Consider the following 17,929-nt stretch of genomic DNA (forward strand, 5'->3'; position numbering starts at 1 on the left):
CGACAATTAATAGGGCCGCCGGAGGGGCTTCGGCAGGTCGCATAATCGGGAGAGACGCCGCCATGACCATATTCGCCAGCCGCCGCGGATTGCTGAAACTGGGCGGCGCCGCGTCGCTGGGACTTGTGGCCAATCCGGCGGTCGCGGCTCCATCGACGGAGCGCAAGCTGGGCTATGCCATCGTGGGCCTGGGCCAGTATGCGGATGTGATCCTGCCGCGCTTCGCCGAGTGCCGGTACTCGCGCGTCACAGCCCTGGTCAGCGGGTCGATGGAGAAGGCCAGGCGATATGCGGCGCGGTACGACGTGGCTGAGGCAGGTCTCTATACCTACGACACCTTCGACACGATCCGCGACAATCCGGATGTCGACATCGTCTATGTCATTCTGCCCAACGGGATGCACCACGAATACACCCTGCGCGCGGCGGCGGCGGGCAAGCATGTGATGTGCGAAAAGCCGATGGCCAATACGGCGGCGGAGGCACAGGCGATGATCGCCGCCTGTCGCGCCGCCGATCGCAAGCTGATGATCGGCTATCGCTGCCATTTCGAGGCCAACAATCGCGAGGCGATGCGGATCGTGCGCGAGGGCGAACTCGGCAAGGCCCGCATCGTCACCGCCGAGCATGGCTTCAACATCGGCGACCCGACGCAATGGCGGCTGAACCGGGCCCTGGCGGGCGGGGGATCGCTGATGGACATCGGCATCTACAGTCTTCAGGCCGCGCGCTACCTGACCGGCGAAGAGCCCGTCGAGGTATCCGCCGTCGAATCCACCGACCGCTCCGACATTCGATTCAAGGAGGTCGAGGACACGATCAATTTCCAGCTGAAATTCGCCTCCGGCGTGGTCGCGAACTGCGTGTCCACCTATGGCTCGGGGCATAATCGATATCGCGTGGTCGGGACGGAAGGCTGGCTGGATGCAGAGGCCGCCACCGGCTACGGCGGCAACCGCCTGCGCCTGCGCCGTAACGGCCAGACGGCGGATCACCCGGCGCCGGATTTGCCGGTCAATCAGTTCTCGGGGATGCTGGACCACCTGTCCCAGTGCGTCATGACCGACAGCCAGCCCATCGTGGCGGGCGAGGAGGGGCTGCGGGACATGAAGATCATCGAGGCCATCTATCTGGCCGCGCGCGAAGGCCGAACCGTCAGGCTTTGATGCATCAGGCCTTGCCCTACGCCCTTACCTTGCCGGGTGTCAGACGGGGCAGGACCACAAAGACCAGACCCGCGGCCACCGTCAGACAGGCGGCGGGGAACAGCATGGGCAGGATGTCGCTGCCGGTCGCCTGTTTGATCGCGGGCACCACGGTCTGGGCCACGAAGCCGCCCAGGTTGCCGATCGAGTTGATCGCAGCAATCCCGGCCGCTGCGCCCGCGCCGCGCAGGAAAGTGGGCGGCAGGCTCCAGAACACGGGTTGGGCGGCGAAGATGGCAGGGGCGGCGATGCACAGCAGGGCGAACTTGGCGACCGCGCCCGGCACGATGACGCTGAGCACCAGACAGGCCGCGCCGACCAGGGCCGGGCCGGCGATATGCCAGGCGCTGTGACCCACCCGCGCGGCGTGGCGTGGCAACAGCCACAGGGCGATGCCCACCAGAATCCAGGGAATGACATTCAGCATCCCGTTGACGGTGTTGGACACGCCGAACCCCTTCACCACCGTCGGCAGCCAGTAGCTGAGTCCATAGGCGGCCAGGGGAAAGCCGACGTACATGACCGCCAGCATCAGCACGCGCCGGTCCAGCATCGCCCGCCACGCCGAGCCGTGACCGGCGTCGGGGGCTGCGTCGGCCTCGTCCTGAAGCGTTCGGCTGATCCAGGCCTTCTGAGGCGCCGCCAGCCAGGGCGCGGTCTCCGGGCCGTCGGGCAGTTTCCACAGCACCCAGGGCGCCAGCAGAACGGCGGGTATGCCCGTGGCGACGAACACCCACTGCCAGCCGGCCAGCCCCAGCAGACCATCCATGTCCAGCAGCGCGCCGCCGATCAGGGCCCCCACCGCATTGGCCGCCGCGCTGGCGATCATGAAGGCGCCGATCATCCGTCCGCGATGGGACTGGGGATACCACAGGGTCAGCACATAGAGGACGCCGGGAAAGAAGCCCGCCTCCGCCGCGCCCAGCAGGAAGCGCAGGACGTAGAACATGGCCGGGCTGCTGGTGAAGCCCAAGGCCACGGTGATCAGGCCCCATGTGAACATGATGCGGGTAAACCAGACCCGCGCGCCCACCTTGGCCAGCACCAGATTGGCGGGCGCTTCGAACAGGAAATAGCCGATGAAGAACAGGGATGCGCCCAGGCCATAGACCGCCTCGCTCATGCCCAGGGCGTCGGCCATCTGAAGCTTGGCGTAGGAGACGTTCTGCCGGTCGATGTAGGCGATAAGGTACATCAGGCAGAACAGGGGCATCAGCTTGCCCGTGATCCGCCGCAGCGTTGTCTGGCCGATATCCTGGGTCATGGACTTGCCCTCCCGAAGCATGACGTGGCGCCGTATCGACGCACCGTCGATCACGGTCTTGCGCGTCTTCAGCCTTGCCTTAGAGGTAATCCACACATCATGACAACGTTGTCGGAATTCATCCTGTGCTGAAACACATCCTCGTCGGCCTTGCCTGTCTTTCGATGGCGAGCGCCGCGTTTGCTCAATCGCCGACGCCCGAGGAGGATCAGGCTCACCGGATCGAAAGCCTGCTGGGGCGGATGACGCTGGACGAGAAGATCGGCCAGTTAAACCAGGTGCCGGGCGGCCGGCAGCGGGCGCTGAACTCGCGCCTGGATGCGGCCGCGCTGGAGCGGGTGAGGCGTGGCGAGATCGGCTCCTTTCTGCACGTCGCCGGCGCCGCCCAGATCCGCGACTTGCAAAGGGTCGCGGTCGAGCAGTCGCGGCTGGGCATTCCGCTGCTGTTCGGCATGGACGTGGTGCATGGCTACAAGACTCTGTTCCCCGTGCCGCTGGCCCTGGCCGCCAGCTGGGACCCGGCGCTGCTGGAACAGACCGCGCGCGTGGCGGCGGTGGAGGCCTCGGCGGCAGGGCTGAACTGGACGTTCTCGCCCATGGTCGACATCGCCCGCGACGCGCGCTGGGGCCGGGTGGTGGAGGGGGCGGGCGAGGACCCCTATCTCGGCTCCATCCTGGCGACGGCCCAGGTCCGCGGTTACCAGGGGGCGTCCCTGGCCGACGCGACTTCGATCCTGGCCACGGCCAAGCATTTCGTCGGCTATGGCGCCGCCCAGGGCGGGCGCGATTACGACAGCGCCGACATCTCCGACCGCACCCTGCACGAGGTCTATCTGCCGCCCTTCCATGCGGCGACCGCGGCCGGAGCGGGGTCGATGATGACCGCATTCAACGACATCGCGGGCGTGCCTCTGACGGCCCATCCGGCGCTGGTGCGCGGCGTGTTGCGCGGCGACTGGGGGTACGACGGCCTGATCGTCAGCGACTGGAACGCCATCCCCGAACTGATCAACCACGGCGCCGCCGCCACCCCCCGCGAAGCCGGCGCCCTGGCCCTGCGCGGCGGCGTCGACATGGACATGGCGGGCAATCTGTATTCCGCCGAGCTGAAGGCTGCGGTCGAGGCCGATCCGGCGCTGATGCCCATGCTGGATGACGCGGTGCGCGCGGTGCTGCTGGCCAAGGCGCGGCTGGGCCTGTTCGACGACCCCTATGGCCGCAGCGATCCGGCGCGCGAGGCGGCGGCGATGCTGACGCCCGAGCACCGCGCCATCGCCCGCGAGGCCGCGCGCCGCTCGATCGTGCTGCTGAAGAACGACGGCGGCGTCCTGCCCATCGCGGCTAGCGCCCGCCGCATCGCGGTGATCGGCGCCCTGGCCGAGGACGCCAACTCTTCGCTCGGCAGTTGGCGGGCGCAGGGCAAGGTCGAGGATGTTCGGCCCCTGATCCCCGCCCTGCGCGAGGCCATGCCACAGGCCGTCATCACCTATGCGGCCGGCTATGCGCCCGAGGCGGCGCAGGTCATCGCGGCTACGGCATCTGGTGAAGGCGCGCATGAGGTCAACGAGATCTCGGACGCCGAAGCCCTAGGCCAGGCGGTCGAAACCGCCCGGGCGGCGGATCTGGTCCTGCTGGTGGTCGGTGAGCATTTCGACCGCTCGGGCGAGGCCCGCAGCTATACCGACATCGGCCTGAGCGCCGCCCAGAACGCCCTGGCCGGGGCGGTGCTGGCGACCGGAAAGCCCGTCGTCGTCATCCTGATGAACGGGCGGCCGTTAGCGATCCCGCAACTGGCCGACCGGGCGCCCGCGATCCTAGAGACCTGGTTCCTGGGCGTCGAATCCGGCCCCGCCATCGCTGACGTCCTGACCGGAAAGGTCTCGCCGGCGGGTCGGTTGCCGATGGAGTTCCCGCGCGCCAGCGGGGCTGCGCCGGGCTTCTACGCCCACGTCGCCACGGGTCGTCCGGCATCGGAGGACCTGACCCGCGACACCGCTCGATATCGCGACCAGCCGATCACCCCCCTGTTCGCCTTCGGCCACGGGCTCAGCTACGCCACGTTCGAATACAGCGACCTGAGCCTCAGCCGGACCGAGATCGCCGCAGACGGTTCGGTCGAGGTCAGTGTCGTGGTGCGCAATACCTCGGACATCCCGGCCGACGAAGTGGTCCAACTCTATGTCCGCGACCCGGTCGCTGCCGTGGCGCGCCCGATCCAGGAACTGCGCGGGTTCCGTCGGGTGGCCCTGGCGGCAGGGGAGGCGAAACGGGTCGGCTTCAGGCTCACTCCCGCGCAACTGGCCTTCTGGAACGGCGATGACTGGCGCATCCAGAGCGGCGCGATCGATGTCATGATCGGCGCCTCGTCCGCAGATATCCGCGCCCGCAGCCGGTTCACGATCACCTCCGAGGGGGTCAGCGCCGTCCCCGCCGCCGCCATCCCGACGCCGTCCACCGAAGAGAGCATTCCATGACCGCCTCCCGTCGCCTCATACTTGCCGGCGCGCTCGCCGCCTCATCCATCGAAACCCTGGGCTGCGCTATGACCGCATCGACATCCACCCGACCCACCGTCGGCCGCATCGTCCGCGAAGACCCCGCACTGGATGGCCTGATCGCGCCGGGCGCCGTGATCGAGAAGCTAGCCGAGGGCTTCACATGGTCCGAGGGGCCGGTCTGGATCCAGGACGGCGGCTATCTGTTGTTCAGCGACGTGCCTGAGAATCGTATCCATCGCTGGTCAGAGACCGACGGGGCTTCGGTCTTCATGGAGCCGTCGGGCTATGACGGACCACCCACGCCCGACTTCCGCGAGCCGGGCTCCAACGGCCTGATCGCGGGTCCGGCCGGGTCGATCCTGATGGCTGACCATGGCAACCGGGCCATCGCCAAGGTCGATCTGGCGACAAGGGCCAAGACCCTGTTGGCCACCCGCTATCAGGGGCGCAGGTTCAACTCGCCCAATGATCTGGTGCAGGCCCGCACCGGAGCGATCTTCTTCACCGACCCGCCGTACGGCCTGAAGGACATGGATCAGTCGCCGCTGAAGGAACAGGCGCACAACGGCGTCTATCGGCTCGATGCGGACGGCGCCGTCACCCTGCTGATCGACGACCTGACCTTCCCCAATGGCGTGGCCCTGTCGCCCGACCAGCGCACCCTCTATGTCGCCCAGTCCGATCCGGTGCGCGCCATCGTCATGGCCTATGACCTCGATGCCGCGGGCGCGGTCTCCAATGGTCGGGTGTTGAAGGACTTCACCGCCCTGGTCGGGGATCAGAACCCTGGCCTGCCTGACGGCCTGGCCATCGACGCGGAGGGGCATCTGTTCGTCACCGGGCCGGGCGGCATCCATATCCTGACGCCGGACGGTCGGTCGCTGGGGCGGATCGACACCGGCACGGCGGCGGCCAATTGCAAGTTCGGCGACGACGGCCACACCCTGTTCATTACCTCGGGCGCAATGCTGGTGCGGCTGAAGACCTTAACGCGAGGGTGAGGCCTGGAGTCGCACCGGCGGTGGGATCGTCAATCGTCATGGAACGGTGATGACGGGGCGAGGGATGGGGCTGTAAGGCGCGTCGTCGTCTTTCAGTGAGTTTCGCATGACCCCTTTCGCCCGCACCGACCGTCGATCCCTGCTGGTCGGAGGCGCGGCGGGACTGGCGTTCGGCGGGCTGTCGCGTGCAGCTCAGGCGCGGGGCTCGGTTCAGGACGGACGCGAAGAAACCTACGTCAATCAGGTTCACGGCTATGGGCCCCTGATCGCCGATCCAAACGGAATGCTCGACCTGCCCGAGGGGTTTTCCTATCGCGTCGTGTCACAGGGCGGCGAGACGATGGACGACGGGCTCCTGGTGCCCGGACAGTTCGATGGCATGGGTTGTTTCGCGCTGGAGGGCACGCGCGTGGCCCTGGTGCGGAACCATGAGCTGAAGGTCGGTTCGTCCAGCCATCGCAACTGGGGCCCGGCGGGTTATCGCCAGGAGCGGATCGACCTGATCGACAAGACCAAGGCCTATGACACCTTCAAGGACGGAAAGGTCCTGCCCGCAGGCACGACCACGGTCGTTTACGACACGGCGACGGGCGAGACGATCCGCCAGCATCTCAGCCTGGTCGGCACGGCGACCAACTGCGGCGGCGGCCAGACGCCCTGGGGCAGCTGGCTGACCTGCGAGGAGACCGAGGAAAACCCCTCGAACGCCGACGTGACGCGCGAGCACGGCTATGTCTTCGAGGTGCCGGCCGCCGCCACCGGCCTGGTCGAGGCTGTGCCGCTGAAGGCCATGGGCCGGTTCGAGCATGAGGCAGTCTGCGTCGATCCCAGGACCGGAATCGTCTATCTGACCGAGGACAAGGCCGACAGCCTGTTCTACCGCTTCATCCCCACCACGCCGGGACGGCTGATCGAGGGCGGGCGGTTGCAGGCCATGGTCATTCGTGGCGCGCCCGGCGCCGACACCTCCAACCACGAGGCGCGGCTATGGTCGGTCGGCGACTGGAAGGATGTCGACTGGATCGATCTGGACGACGTGGAGAGTCCCAACGACGACCTGCGGATGCGCGGCCACGCGGCAGGCGCCGCCCTGATCGCGCGCGGCGAGGGCATCCACTGGGGCGATGGGGAACTATATCTGACGCCGACCTCGGGCGGGCCGATCCAGCGCGGCCAGGTGCTGCGCTATGTCCCCTCGGCGGACGAAGGCCAGGCGGGCGAGGCGGCTCGGCCCGGACGCATCCAGCTGTTCGTCGAATCGACGGACGAAAAGGCGCTGAACATGGGCGACAACCTCACCGTCGCGCCCTGGGGGCATCTGGTGGTCTGCGAGGACAACTATTCCGACGAGATCCGCAACCATGTGAAGGGCGTCACGCCCGACGGGAAACTGTACGCGATCGCCCGCAACGTCTTCAAAGGCAACTCCGAGTTCGCGGGCGCCGTCTTCTCACCCGACGGCTCGACCCTGTTCGTCAATATCCAGTACCCTGGCGTGACCTTCGCCATCAGGGGGCCTTGGGACCGGGGCGGCGATCACGTAGCGGCGTAATGCAAATTCCACCGTCCCGAGGGTGCGAAACACGGCGTAACTTCGTGTTTCGGCAATAGGTCCGCCCTTACACACTGGGCGTTTCGTTGGCACAACCGGCCCAGGAAACGCATCCGGCCAACGGGACCACCATGATCAGAGCACGCCGCGCGCGCATCGTCGCGACCTTGGGGCCCGCCAGCCGGTCGCCGGGAACCGTGAAGGCTCTGGCCCAGGCGGGCGTCGATGTGTTCCGCCTGAACTTCAGCCACGGCTCGCACGAGGATCACGCCGCCGCCCTGAAGGCCGTGCGCGGCGCCGAGATGGCGCTGCAGCGTCCGCTGGGCATCCTGGCCGACCTGCAGGGCCCCAAGCTGCGGCTGGGACGGTTCAAAGACGTCGAGATCTCGATCAAGCCGGGCCACAAGATGCGGTTCGACCTGGACCCCACGCCCGGCGACGAGACGCGGGTGGAGATGCCCCACCCCGAGATCTTCAAGGCGCTGCGCGAGGGGATGCTGCTGCTGCTGGACGACGGCCGGGTTCGGCTGCGGGTCGGCAAGCGCGATGACGAATGGGCCGACGTCACGGTCGAAAGCGGCCTGAAACTGTCGGACCGCAAGGGCGTGGCGGTGCCGGAAGCGATCATTCCCGTCTCGGCCCTGACGCCCAAGGACCGCGAGGACCTGGCCTTCGCCCTGCGGATCGGCGTGGACTGGGTGGCCCTCAGCTTCGTGCAGAAGGCCGAGGACATGGCCGAGCTGAAGAAGATCGTGAACGGTCGCGCCGCCTGCCTGGCCAAGATCGAGAAGCCTCAGGCCCTGAACGAGCTCGAAAGCATCCTCGACTACTGCGACGGCGTCATGGTGGCGCGCGGCGACCTGGGGGTCGAGCTGAACCCCGAGGACGTGCCTGTGGCGCAGAAACAGATCATCCGCGCGGCTCGCAATCGCGGCGTGCCGGTGATCGTCGCCACCCAGATGCTGGAGTCCATGACCACGGCGCCGGCCCCGACGCGGGCCGAGGCTTCGGACGTGGCCAATGCCGTCTATGAGGGCGCCGACGCCCTGATGCTGTCGGCAGAGACGGCGTCTGGCGACTATCCGCTGGAATCCGTCGGCATCATGAGCCGGATCATCGAGCGGGTGGAGGGCGATCCTCTGTGGCCCAGCCTGATGAGCGCCGAACACGCCGGCATGGACGAACACGACGTCGACGCCCTGGTCGCGGCGGCGGGCAAGGCGGCGCAGGCCCAGTCGACCGCCTGTATGGTGGTCTTCACCACCCTGGGCGGGACGGCGCGGCGGATGGCGCGCGAGCGGCCTCTGCGGCCCATCCTGGTGCTGACGCCCAACGCCGACACGGCGCGTCGGCTGGCCCTGGTCTGGGGTCTGGAGACGCGGCTGGGCAAGGAGCCGGATTCCTTGGAGTCCGTCACCGACGACGCCATCGACAGCGCCATGAAATACGGCCTGGCGGAACCCGGTCAGCGCATCCTGATTTTGGCCGGGACGCCCTTTGGCGCGCCAGGGGCTGCAAATCTGTTGCGTTTGGCCCATGCTCCCGCCAGGGCGAAATCCGCCCGCAAATAGCGGCGGTCGCATGATCAAATACATCGGCTCAAAGCGTGCGCTTTTGGGCCATGTGACGGGCGCCGTGCGTCAGGCCCTGCCCGAGGGCGGGCTGGTCTGCGACCTGTTCTCCGGCACGGCCCGGGTTGGGCATGCGTTGAAGGGGCAGGGGTTTCGCGTCTGGTCGAACGACCACAACGCCTATGCCCACACCTTGGCGATGGCCTATGTCCAGGCCGACCGCGAGCGCTGGTTAGACCAGGCCGAGGCGATCATCGCCGAGCTTCAGTCTCTGAAGCCTGAGGCGGGATGGTTCACCGCCAACTTCTGCGACGAGGCTCGCTTCTTTCATCCCGACAACGGCGCGCGGATCGAGGCGATGCGCAACCGTATCGAGGCGATGGGGCTGGAGCCGGAGCTGAAAGCCATCGTCTTGGTCAGCCTGATGGAGGCGGCGGACCGGGTGGATTCCACCGCCGGATTGCAGATGGCCTATATGAAGACCTGGGCGCCAAGGGCATTGAAGCCCCTGCATCTGAGGATGCCGGACGTGCTGCCGGGCGTCACGGCGGGGTCGTGCCGGGCGACACAGGGTGATGCGGTCGAGATCGCCGGACAGGTTGAGGCGGACCTCGTCTATCTGGACCCGCCGTATAACCAGCACTCCTATCTGGCCAACTATCATGTCTGGGAAAGCCTGGTCCTTTGGGACCGGCCCGAGACCTATGGCGTGGCGAGGAAGCGGGTGGACGTGAAGACGCGCAAGAGCCCCTTCAACTCACGCCCCGGCATTGCGCCCGCGCTGGAAGCGGTGATCGCCGGGGTGAAGACGCCCAACCTGATCATCTCCTTCAACGACGAAGGCTATCTGTCACGCGAGCAGTTGGTCTCAATGCTGTCGGCGCGCGGCCATGTCCAGGTGATCGAGATCGACCGGCCCCGCTATGTCGGCGCCCGGATCGGCATCCATAACCGCAAGGGCGAGAAGGTCGGGGCGGTGGGGCGGCTGAAGAACGTCGAATACCTGTTCATGGCCACCGAACGTCCGATCAGCCTGCCTGCCGCCGCCTGAGGGGGCTTTGCGGAACGGGCCGGAGTCTGTCGCGTTACCGGCGGATGGAACAGATGGCCGCACCCCATTCCCTGTCCGCCAAGGTCGCCCGCGTCGAGGACGACGCGATGGACTGGCCGCCGCTTTCACCCGAGGCGATCCGCTGGGCCATCGTCATCGGCGGCGGGGTTTTCGCAGCCTGCGTCGGCGCCCTGCTGGGCGGGGCGATGTCGATCTAGGCTCTCGGCAGGCTAGCCAGTCGTCGCGGTCTGGGGCAACCTCCACGGGAATGGGAGGCTGCCTACATGTTGACGATCATCGCCGCGCTTGTTCTGGCGGCGGCAGGACCAGCCCAGGACCTTACAGACTGCGACCGCCGGTCTTCTGTGGAATGCCGGACCGTTCAGCCGTTCGCTTTACAGGTTGGAAGCAGCCGCACTGACCCAATCGAAGTGGGCAAGGCGCCATGGATCGACGCCAACGGGCGACTGCTCATCTTCCCTGGAGAATCCGTCACGGTGAAATATGACGATGCAGGCGCTTTGGAAGTCGCCGCCGTGGACGCAGCCCAGAATATCGTATCCGACCAACGCGTAGCCCAACTGATGGCCCAGGTCGCACCCAGGCCCAATCCGCAAGAGGAGACAGTTGCCCTCGTGCCAACCAAGGGACTCGCTGATCCGCCCACACAGGGCGTGCGCCTGACCTTGCGGCAAGCCGACGTCGGCGAAGACATGCTTCTATTTGTCGAGAACGCTACCGACGCTCCCTTGGCCTATAATGCGGCCATGCTGGCTCCCGGTGTTCAGGGCATGGAGTGGCAGGTCACCACGATCTGCGTCGTGCGCGCCGGCGCCTTCTCGGTCGAACACTGGCCCTATGCCATCATGTCATTATCGCTCGGTGACTTCGAGCGCGGGCCGGAGCCACCGGCCAATGGATCGCTCTGCGGTTAGGCGTCCGCCGCTTCCAGCAGCGCCCGGATAGGCGACCAACTGCGCCGGTGGGCCGGGCAGGGGCCGAGCGTCAGCAGCGCGGCCGAATGGATGGGGGCGTTATAGCCTTTGTGGCTGGCGAAGCCGTAACCGGGATATTCCTGATCCAGTTCGACCATCAGCCGGTCCCGCGCCGTCTTGGCCAGGATCGAGGCGGCGGCGATGGACAGGGACAGGCTGTCGCCCTTGACCACCGTCTGTACGTCGCACGGCAGTTTGAAGCGGTAGTTGCCGTCCACCAGCGCCGCGACGGGTTGGACTGACAGGGCCTCGATGGCGCGGCACATGGCCAGGCCTGTGGCGTGCAGGATGTTGAGGTCTGCGATCTCCTCGACCGAGGCGAAGCCGACGCCCCAGGCCACGGCGCGGGCCTTGATCTCGCTTTCCAGCGCCTCGCGTCGGGCATGGGTCAGAGCCTTGGAATCGTCGATGCCGACGGGGATGTCATCGGGGTTCAAGATCACCGCCGCCGCCGAGACTGGCCCGGCCCAGGGACCGCGCCCGGCCTCGTCCACGCCGCAGACGGGGCCGCCCACCGTGATCGACAGGGTGGTTTCCAGCGACAGGGTCGGCGGGATGCGGGCGGGTTTCTTCGGGGCGATGGTCACGACCGGGCCATCGCACGAACCTGCTGATGACGAAAGCAGCGGGTCTGGTGATCGTTGACCATGCCGACCGCCTGCATGAAGGCGTAGACGATGACCGGGCCGACGAATTTGAAGCCTCGCGCCTTCAGCGCCTTGGACATGGCGACCGAGGCGTCCGTCTGGGTCGGGGCCTGTTTGAAGTCGGCATAGGGCGTGTGGATCGGCTGACCGTCCACGAAGGACCAGAGCCAGGCGGAGAAATCCTCGCCCTCGTCGCGCATGGCGACCCAGATGCGGGCGCCGTCGATGGCGGCCTGGATCTTGGCGCGCGAGCGGATGATGCCGGGGTCGGCCAGCAGGCGCTGGATGTCGTCCTCGCCGTAGGCGGCGACCGTGTCGGGATCGAAGTCGGCGAAGGCGGCGCGCATGGTCTCGCGCTTCCTCAGGATGGTGATCCAGGCCAGGCCTGCCTGAAAGCCGTCCAGCACCAGCTTCTCCCACAGGGCGCGGGCGTCGTACTCGGGCACGCCCCATTCGGTGTCGTGATAGGCGACATAGAGGGGATCGGTCCCGCACCAGCCGCAGCGGCCAGAGGTCTCGACGGCTGATTCGGTCATGGCGACAGTCTCGACCCGACCGCCGGGTCTGGAAAGCGTCGCCGCAGACGATCAGACCAGGGGCGTGGTTCGGACCTCGGCAGGCATCCACTCGGGCCAGCGGACGGCGACGGGGCGGCCCTCGACGGTCAAATCCCCGTCCAGCCGGTCGAGGCGCAGCAGGGCGATGGCCGCGCCGTCGCCGCCGGTCATGACCTCGCCCGCGCGCCGTTCGCCGTTCAGCACCTCGGCGCCGACGGCAGGGGCGGCGCCGTCCAAGGCGAGGGGCAGCATCCGGTTCTTGATGGCGCCGCGCCGCTTCATCCGCGACGTGGTCTCCTGGCCGACGAAACAGCCCTTGTGGAAGTCGATGCCGTTCAGCAGGTCGAAATTGGCCTCGATCGGATAGGTCTTGTCGGCGGGGGCGTCCCGCGCGGAATCGGGCACGCCGACCGACAGGCGATGGGTGTCATAGTCGGCCTCGCTCGCCGCAGCGGTTGCGTCGCCGCCATACCGGCGGCCTCCCAGCAGGGGCGTGCGGGGGTCGGAGGTGAAGCCCTCTGCGACCTCGGGCCAACTGGCGAAAACAGCGCGGTCGTCCAGCGCGACCTCGACCTGGGCGCGGAGTTTGTACATCGACAGCCGCTGGGCCAGGGCCTCACGACGGTCGGCGGCCACGTCCAGCAGGACGGCCTCGCCCTCGCCGAACACGAACAGGTCGAACAGCAGCCGGCCGGGCGGCGAGAGCAGGGCGGCGAAGCGCAGGGCCCCATCCGTCAGGGTCTCGACATCCTGGGTCAGCAGGTTGTTCAGGAAGGGCTTGGCGTCGGGGCCCGAGATGCGGATCAGGGCGCGGCTGTCGAGACGGGCGACGTGGGTCATGGTGCGCACCTAGTCATGCTGCGGCTTGGGCGCCAGCGGGTCACGCCACCTCATACCGCGCTACGATGCCGTCCGGTTGCCAGTCGTGGTCGGCCAGTCGGTCCAGCGAGGCCTCGACGCGGGCGATGAAACCCGGCCAATCCCCGTCCTCGACCGCCGGTCTCAGCCAGTCGGTGACGACGGCGCGGCAGGGATAGGTCCCGACCGGGCCGGGCACGCTGAGGGCCAGTTCCATGCCCTCGGCCAGCCACAGCGCGGCAGTGGTGAAAAAGGCCTCGGAGGCCAGGAAGTCGGTTCGGCGAACGACGAACAGGGTGATCTCGCCCCGGTCGATGCCGTCGGGGCGGACGATGACGCCGCTGCGGTCGGGCCGCCAGTCGTCGGACAACTCGACCACCCGCCACAGGCAGAACCATGTGCGGCAGGTCTGGGGCCGGATCGCATGCACGGAGCAGCCCGCCCCATCGACGCAATAGGCGCACAACTGGCCGGTCGGCTTGGCCAGTTCGGGCAGGTCGAGCGGGATCACCCGGCAGCATTCTACGCAGCCGCCGCAGTCGCGGTCAGGGAGGAGGGGCAGGCTCATGATCCGCTTGTAGCCGTTCCTGTGCACAGAGGCATGGTTAGCGACTGAAACCCCCGATAGAATCCGTATAGGGTCGATCCCATGGCGGTTCGCTTTCCCATTCTCTACATCGCCGAGGCCGAGGCCGAGGCCGCCGTGCTGTCGTCCGGCGTGTTGGCCTATCTGGTCGAGGCCATGCCCCAGGCCGATTTCACGGTCGTCGGATCGCCCGCCAGCGCCCCGCTGTTCGCCGACACGCCGCGCCTGGATCGGCTGCTGATGCTGGACCGCGACGGTCATTTCGAATGGATCACCCTGTGGAACCAGGTGCGCGGGACCAAGTGGGGTCTGGTCGTGGACATGCGCGGCTCGACCCTGTCGGGCAAGCTGAGACGCCAGAAGCGGGCCGTGCGCGCAGCCTACGTCGCCAATGCCGACACGCCGGAGCCTCACGCCGTCGAACAGGCGGCGGCGGTGCTGAAGCTGGACGACGTGCCGGCGCCCAGACTGTTCTTTGGCGACGAGACCCAGGCGGCGGCCGATGCCCTGGTTCAGCCGGACGGCAAGCCGATCCTGGCGGTGGGGCCGGGGACCGAGTGGATCGGCAAGCGCTGGCCCGCCGAACGCTATTCCAAGATCGCCGCTGCACTATTGGCCGACGACGGGCCGCTGGCCGGCGGGCGGCTGCTGATCGTGGGCGAGGAGGCGGATCGCGATCTGGCCCACACCATCCGGCTGGCAGTCGCCCGCAAGCGGGTGATCGAGACGCAGGGCAAGCTGACGCGGCTTCAGGCCGCCGCCGCCCTGTCGCACGCCAGCCTTTATCTGGGTGCGGACTCGATCTGGACCCAGTTGGCCGTGGCGGCGGGCGTGCCGTCCATCGGCGTGTTCGGCCCCTCGGACGAGACTGTGGTCGGGCCCTGGAAGGGGGCGTCGGTGCGCGGCCCCAGATCCTTCGCCGAGTTCCAGGAACTGGACCCCCGCCTGAACCAGGCGATCCAGCACATGATGGACCTGCCGGCCGAGCGCGTGCTGAAGGTGGCGCGCAAGATGCTGGCGCGGTGAGGAATGTCCTCCCTGTCCGCGCAGCGGATGGGGAGGTGGCGCGGCGCGCCTTCGCGCCGTGACGGAGGGGGCGGCCGGGTCTGTCCGATGGGCGTCCGGCGGCCTGTGCTCCACCACCGCGCCGCCCCCTCCGTCTCCTCGCCCAAGCGGCTCGGATCCACCTCCCCATCGCCAAGCGGCGACAGGGAGGAGACATGACGCCCGGTTCGGACTAATCGAACGGCGACCCCGTCGAACCCTGGAGCCCTGCGATGAAAACCTACGACATGATCGTGCGCGGGGGCGAGGTGGTGAACCACGCCGGGCGGGGTCTGGCCGATGTCGGCATCACCGATGGCCGCATCGACTTCGTCGGCGACCTTAGCAAGGCCTCGGCTGGAGAGGTGGTGGACGCCACTGGCCTGACCGTCCTGCCCGGCGTCATCGACACCCAGGTCCATTTCCGCGAGCCGGGCATGGAGTGGAAGGAAGACCTGGAGACCGGGTCGCGCGCCGCCGCCCTGGGCGGGGTCGTCGCCGTGTTCGAGATGCCGAACACCGAGCCCAACACCACCGATCCGGCGACCCTGGAAGACAAGCTGGCCCGCGCCCGCGACCGGATGTGGACCGACCACGCCTTCTATATCGGCGGCACGCACGCCAACTCGAAATACCTGGCCGAGCTGGAGCGTCTGCCCGGCTGTTGCGGCATCAAGGTCTTCATGGGCGCCTCGACCGGCACCCTGCTGGTCGCCGACGACGACGGGGTGCGCGAGGTTCTGAGGAATGTGCGCCGTCGCGCCACCTTCCACTCCGAGGATGAATATCGCCTGGTCGAGCGGCGGCCCCTGGCCCGCACCGGCGACTGGACCAGCCACCCCGAGGTGCGCGACGCCGAAAGCGCCATCATGTCCACGCGCCGTCTGGTCAAGCTGGCGCGCGAGACGGGTTCGCGCATCCACGTCCTGCACGTCTCGACCGCCGAAGAGGTCCGCTTCCTGGCCGACCACAAGGATGTCGCCACCGCCGAGGTCACGCCCCAGCACCTGAGCCTGGACGGCGACGAGGCCTATGCCCGGCTGAAGGGTCTGGCCCAGATGAACCCGCCGATCCGCAACGCCCATCACATCGCAGGCCTGTGGACCGGGATCGAGCATGGTGTGTTCGACGTGCTTGGGTCGGACCACGCGCCCCATACGCTGGAAGAAAAGGCGCGGCCCTATCCCGCCTCGCCCTCGGGCATGCCGGGGGTGCAGACCCTGGTGCCGGTCATGCTGACCCATGTCGCCAACGGCCGCCTGAGCATCGAGCGGTTCGTCGATCTGACCTCCGCCGGCGCCCAGCGGGTGTTCGGCATCGCCGGCAAGGGTCGGATGGCCGAGGGCTATGACGCCGACCTGACCATCGTCGACCTGAAGGCCAAACACACCATCAGCCACGCCGACATGGCGACCCGCTCGGCCTGGACGCCCTTCGACGGCTTCGAGGCGACAGGCAAGGCCGTGGCCACCATCGTGCGCGGCCGGGTGGTTATGCGGGATCAGGAATTGATCGGCACGGCCCACGGGCGTCCGGTCCGCTTCCAGGAAACCCTGGCGGCGTGAAGGCAGGCGACGTGAGCGAGGCGCGGCCTCAACTCGGGCTGATCGGCTTGGGCGCCTTTGGGCGGCTGACGGCGCGGCATCTGTCGTCTCGCTTCGACATCCTGGCCTATGACCCGGCGGCGAAGGACGGCGAGGGGACCACCACCCTGACCGATCTGGCCGGGGCCGCCGCCTGTCCTGTGGTGATCCTGGCCGTGCCGGTCGAGGTTATGGCCCCGACCATCGCCGACATCGCGCCGCACCTGAAGCCCGGCGCCCTGGTCATCGACGTGGGCTCGGTGAAGGTCCTGCCCGCGCGGCTGATGGGCGAGGGACTGCCCGAGGGTGTGGAGATCGTCGGAACCCACCCCCTGTTCGGCCCTCAGAGCGGGCGTGACGGCATCGCCGGCCTGCGGATCGCCGTCTGTCCCGTGCGCGGCGACCGGACTGCGCGCCGCGTGGCCGCCTTCTGTCGCAAGGCATTGGGGCTCAAGGTCTTTCTGGTCACGCCCGAGGATCACGACCGCGAAGCGGCGGTGGTGCAGGGCCTGACCCATCTGATCGCCCGCGTCCTGCTGGACATGGAGCCTCTGCCGACGCGGATGACCACGGCCAGCTTCGACCGGATCATGCAGGCGGTGGAGATGGTGCGCCACGACAGCCCCGCCGTCTTCCGCGCCATCGAACGCGACAATCCCTTCGCCGCCGAGGTGCGCGACCGCTTCTTCGCCCTGGCCGACAAGGCGCGCGCCGGGTTGGACGCCACCCTCGATACGGACACACAGAAATGAACATCAGTGACCAGATCGTCCTCGTCACCGGCGGCGCGCGCGGCGTCGGCGCCGCCGTGGTCCGGGCCTTTGCGGGCCAGGGCGCGCGCGTGGTGATCAACTGGCGCGCCAGCGGCGACCGGGCCGAGGCCCTGGCGGCTGAGCTTGGGGATCGCGTCATCGCCATCCAGGCCGACGTGTCCGACCGGTCGGCGGTCGAGGCCCTGGTGGCCCAGGCCGAGGCGGCCTTTGGCGCGCCGATCACCACGGTGGTCAACAATGCGCTGGACTACAGCTTCAACGGCGACGCCCGCTCCCTGCTCGCAGACATCGGCTGGGCAGAGATGGAGAGCCAGTTCTCGACCGTGGTGCGCGGCGCCCTGAACGTCATCCAGGCGACGGTGCCCGGCATGACGAGAGCGAGGGGCGGTCGGGTGGTCAACATCGGCACCAACCTGTTCCAGAACCCGGTCGTGCCCTATCACGACTATACCGCCGCCAAGGCCGCCCTGCTGTCCCTGACGCGCACGGCGGCGGGCGACCTGGGACCGGCGGGGATCACGGTGAACATGGTCTCGGGCGGATTGCTGCGGACCACCGACGCCAGCGCGGCGACCCCCGACGCGGTGTTCGACCTGATCGCCGGCATGACCCCCTTGCGGTCGGTCACCACGCCGGAGGAGTTCGCCGACGCGGTGCTGTTCTTCGCCTCGCCCTGGAGCCGGGCGGTGACGGGGCAGAACCTGGTGGTCGATGGCGGCCTGGTGCGGGACTAGCGGGATCACG

At 68.1% G+C, this 17,929-nt stretch carries 17 protein-coding genes; 12 read left to right on the plus strand and 5 right to left on the minus strand.

Annotated features, from left to right (window positions below; genetic code table 11):
• The first annotated feature begins 62 nt into the window (after positions 1-62).
• A complete protein-coding gene (locus ACO05L_RS06910; RefSeq protein WP_421731428.1) occupies positions 63-1,166 on the plus strand; it encodes a Gfo/Idh/MocA family protein in 1,104 nt (367 codons plus the stop codon).
• 16 nt (positions 1,167-1,182) lie between these two features.
• Here the strand turns inward: ACO05L_RS06910 and ACO05L_RS06915 are convergent, their stop codons facing one another.
• The gene (locus ACO05L_RS06915; RefSeq protein ID WP_421731429.1) at positions 1,183-2,469 is read right to left on the minus strand and encodes an MFS transporter; all 1,287 of its coding nucleotides are present in this window, start codon (positions 2,467-2,469) and stop codon (positions 1,183-1,185) included.
• 125 nt (positions 2,470-2,594) lie between these two features.
• On the opposite strand from ACO05L_RS06915, the gene bglX reads away from it, so the two are divergent.
• The 7 genes from bglX (at position 2,595) to ACO05L_RS06950 (ending at position 11,077) form a co-directional block, all read left to right on the plus strand.
• The gene (gene bglX / locus ACO05L_RS06920; RefSeq protein WP_421731430.1) at positions 2,595-4,943 is read left to right on the plus strand and encodes a beta-glucosidase BglX; all 2,349 of its coding nucleotides are present in this window, start codon (positions 2,595-2,597) and stop codon (positions 4,941-4,943) included.
• Positions 4,940-5,968 carry an SMP-30/gluconolactonase/LRE family protein gene (locus tag ACO05L_RS06925; RefSeq protein ID WP_421731431.1) on the plus strand — a complete coding sequence of 343 codons (1,029 nt, stop codon included), beginning with the start codon at positions 4,940-4,942 and terminating at the stop codon, positions 5,966-5,968. Before bglX ends, ACO05L_RS06925 begins: the two co-directional genes overlap by 4 nt.
• Positions 5,969-6,074: 106 nt before the next feature.
• Complete coding sequence (locus tag ACO05L_RS06930) at positions 6,075-7,520, plus strand: alkaline phosphatase PhoX (RefSeq protein ID WP_421731432.1); 1,446 nt, start codon at positions 6,075-6,077, stop codon at positions 7,518-7,520.
• A gap of 131 nt (positions 7,521-7,651) precedes the next feature.
• Positions 7,652-9,091 carry a pyruvate kinase gene (pyk, locus tag ACO05L_RS06935; RefSeq protein WP_421731433.1) on the plus strand — a complete coding sequence of 480 codons (1,440 nt, stop codon included), beginning with the start codon at positions 7,652-7,654 and terminating at the stop codon, positions 9,089-9,091.
• A gap of 10 nt (positions 9,092-9,101) precedes the next feature.
• The gene (locus ACO05L_RS06940; protein WP_421731434.1) at positions 9,102-10,142 is read left to right on the plus strand and encodes a DNA adenine methylase; all 1,041 of its coding nucleotides are present in this window, start codon (positions 9,102-9,104) and stop codon (positions 10,140-10,142) included.
• A gap of 53 nt (positions 10,143-10,195) precedes the next feature.
• Complete coding sequence (locus tag ACO05L_RS06945; RefSeq protein WP_421731435.1) at positions 10,196-10,360, plus strand: hypothetical protein; 165 nt, start codon at positions 10,196-10,198, stop codon at positions 10,358-10,360.
• 66 nt (positions 10,361-10,426) lie between these two features.
• Positions 10,427-11,077 (plus strand): hypothetical protein, encoded by a 651-nt coding sequence (locus ACO05L_RS06950; RefSeq protein ID WP_421731436.1) that lies wholly within the window; start codon positions 10,427-10,429, stop codon positions 11,075-11,077.
• Here ACO05L_RS06950 and ACO05L_RS06955 read toward each other — a convergent pair.
• Genes ACO05L_RS06955 through ACO05L_RS06970 form a run of 4 tightly spaced genes read right to left on the minus strand, consistent with a single transcriptional unit; the run spans position 11,074 to position 13,767 of the window.
• A complete protein-coding gene (locus ACO05L_RS06955) occupies positions 11,074-11,694 on the minus strand; it encodes a ribonuclease HII (protein WP_421731645.1) in 621 nt (206 codons plus the stop codon). The two genes, ACO05L_RS06950 and ACO05L_RS06955, sit on opposite strands and share 4 nt — an antisense overlap.
• 26 nt (positions 11,695-11,720) lie before the next feature.
• On the minus strand, positions 11,721-12,320 hold the full coding sequence (locus ACO05L_RS06960; RefSeq protein WP_421731437.1) for a DNA-3-methyladenine glycosylase I: 600 nt from the start codon (positions 12,318-12,320) through the stop codon (positions 11,721-11,723).
• A 51-nt stretch (positions 12,321-12,371) separates the two neighbouring features.
• The gene (locus ACO05L_RS06965; RefSeq protein ID WP_421731438.1) at positions 12,372-13,181 is read right to left on the minus strand and encodes a YgfZ/GcvT domain-containing protein; all 810 of its coding nucleotides are present in this window, start codon (positions 13,179-13,181) and stop codon (positions 12,372-12,374) included.
• 40 nt (positions 13,182-13,221) lie between these two features.
• Positions 13,222-13,767, minus strand: a complete 546-nt coding sequence (locus tag ACO05L_RS06970; protein ID WP_421731439.1) for a hypothetical protein — start codon at positions 13,765-13,767, stop codon at positions 13,222-13,224.
• A gap of 81 nt (positions 13,768-13,848) precedes the next feature.
• On the opposite strand from ACO05L_RS06970, the gene ACO05L_RS06975 reads away from it, so the two are divergent.
• The 4 genes from ACO05L_RS06975 to ACO05L_RS06990 all read left to right on the plus strand — a co-directional run bounded on the left by ACO05L_RS06975 (position 13,849) and on the right by ACO05L_RS06990 (position 17,919).
• Positions 13,849-14,811 carry a glycosyltransferase family 9 protein gene (locus ACO05L_RS06975; RefSeq protein WP_421731440.1) on the plus strand — a complete coding sequence of 321 codons (963 nt, stop codon included), beginning with the start codon at positions 13,849-13,851 and terminating at the stop codon, positions 14,809-14,811.
• A 251-nt stretch (positions 14,812-15,062) separates the two neighbouring features.
• Positions 15,063-16,394 (plus strand): dihydroorotase, encoded by a 1,332-nt coding sequence (locus tag ACO05L_RS06980; protein ID WP_421731441.1) that lies wholly within the window; start codon positions 15,063-15,065, stop codon positions 16,392-16,394.
• Positions 16,391-17,164, plus strand: coding sequence for a prephenate dehydrogenase/arogenate dehydrogenase family protein (locus ACO05L_RS06985; RefSeq protein ID WP_421731442.1), 774 nt, complete (start codon positions 16,391-16,393; stop codon positions 17,162-17,164). Before ACO05L_RS06980 ends, ACO05L_RS06985 begins: the two co-directional genes overlap by 4 nt.
• The gene (locus ACO05L_RS06990; RefSeq protein ID WP_421731443.1) at positions 17,161-17,919 is read left to right on the plus strand and encodes a 3-oxoacyl-ACP reductase; all 759 of its coding nucleotides are present in this window, start codon (positions 17,161-17,163) and stop codon (positions 17,917-17,919) included. Before ACO05L_RS06985 ends, ACO05L_RS06990 begins: the two co-directional genes overlap by 4 nt.
• Positions 17,920-17,929 lie beyond the last annotated feature (10 nt).

The organism is Brevundimonas sp. (assembly GCF_965227765.1).
Lineage (GTDB): Bacteria > Pseudomonadota > Alphaproteobacteria > Caulobacterales > Caulobacteraceae > Brevundimonas.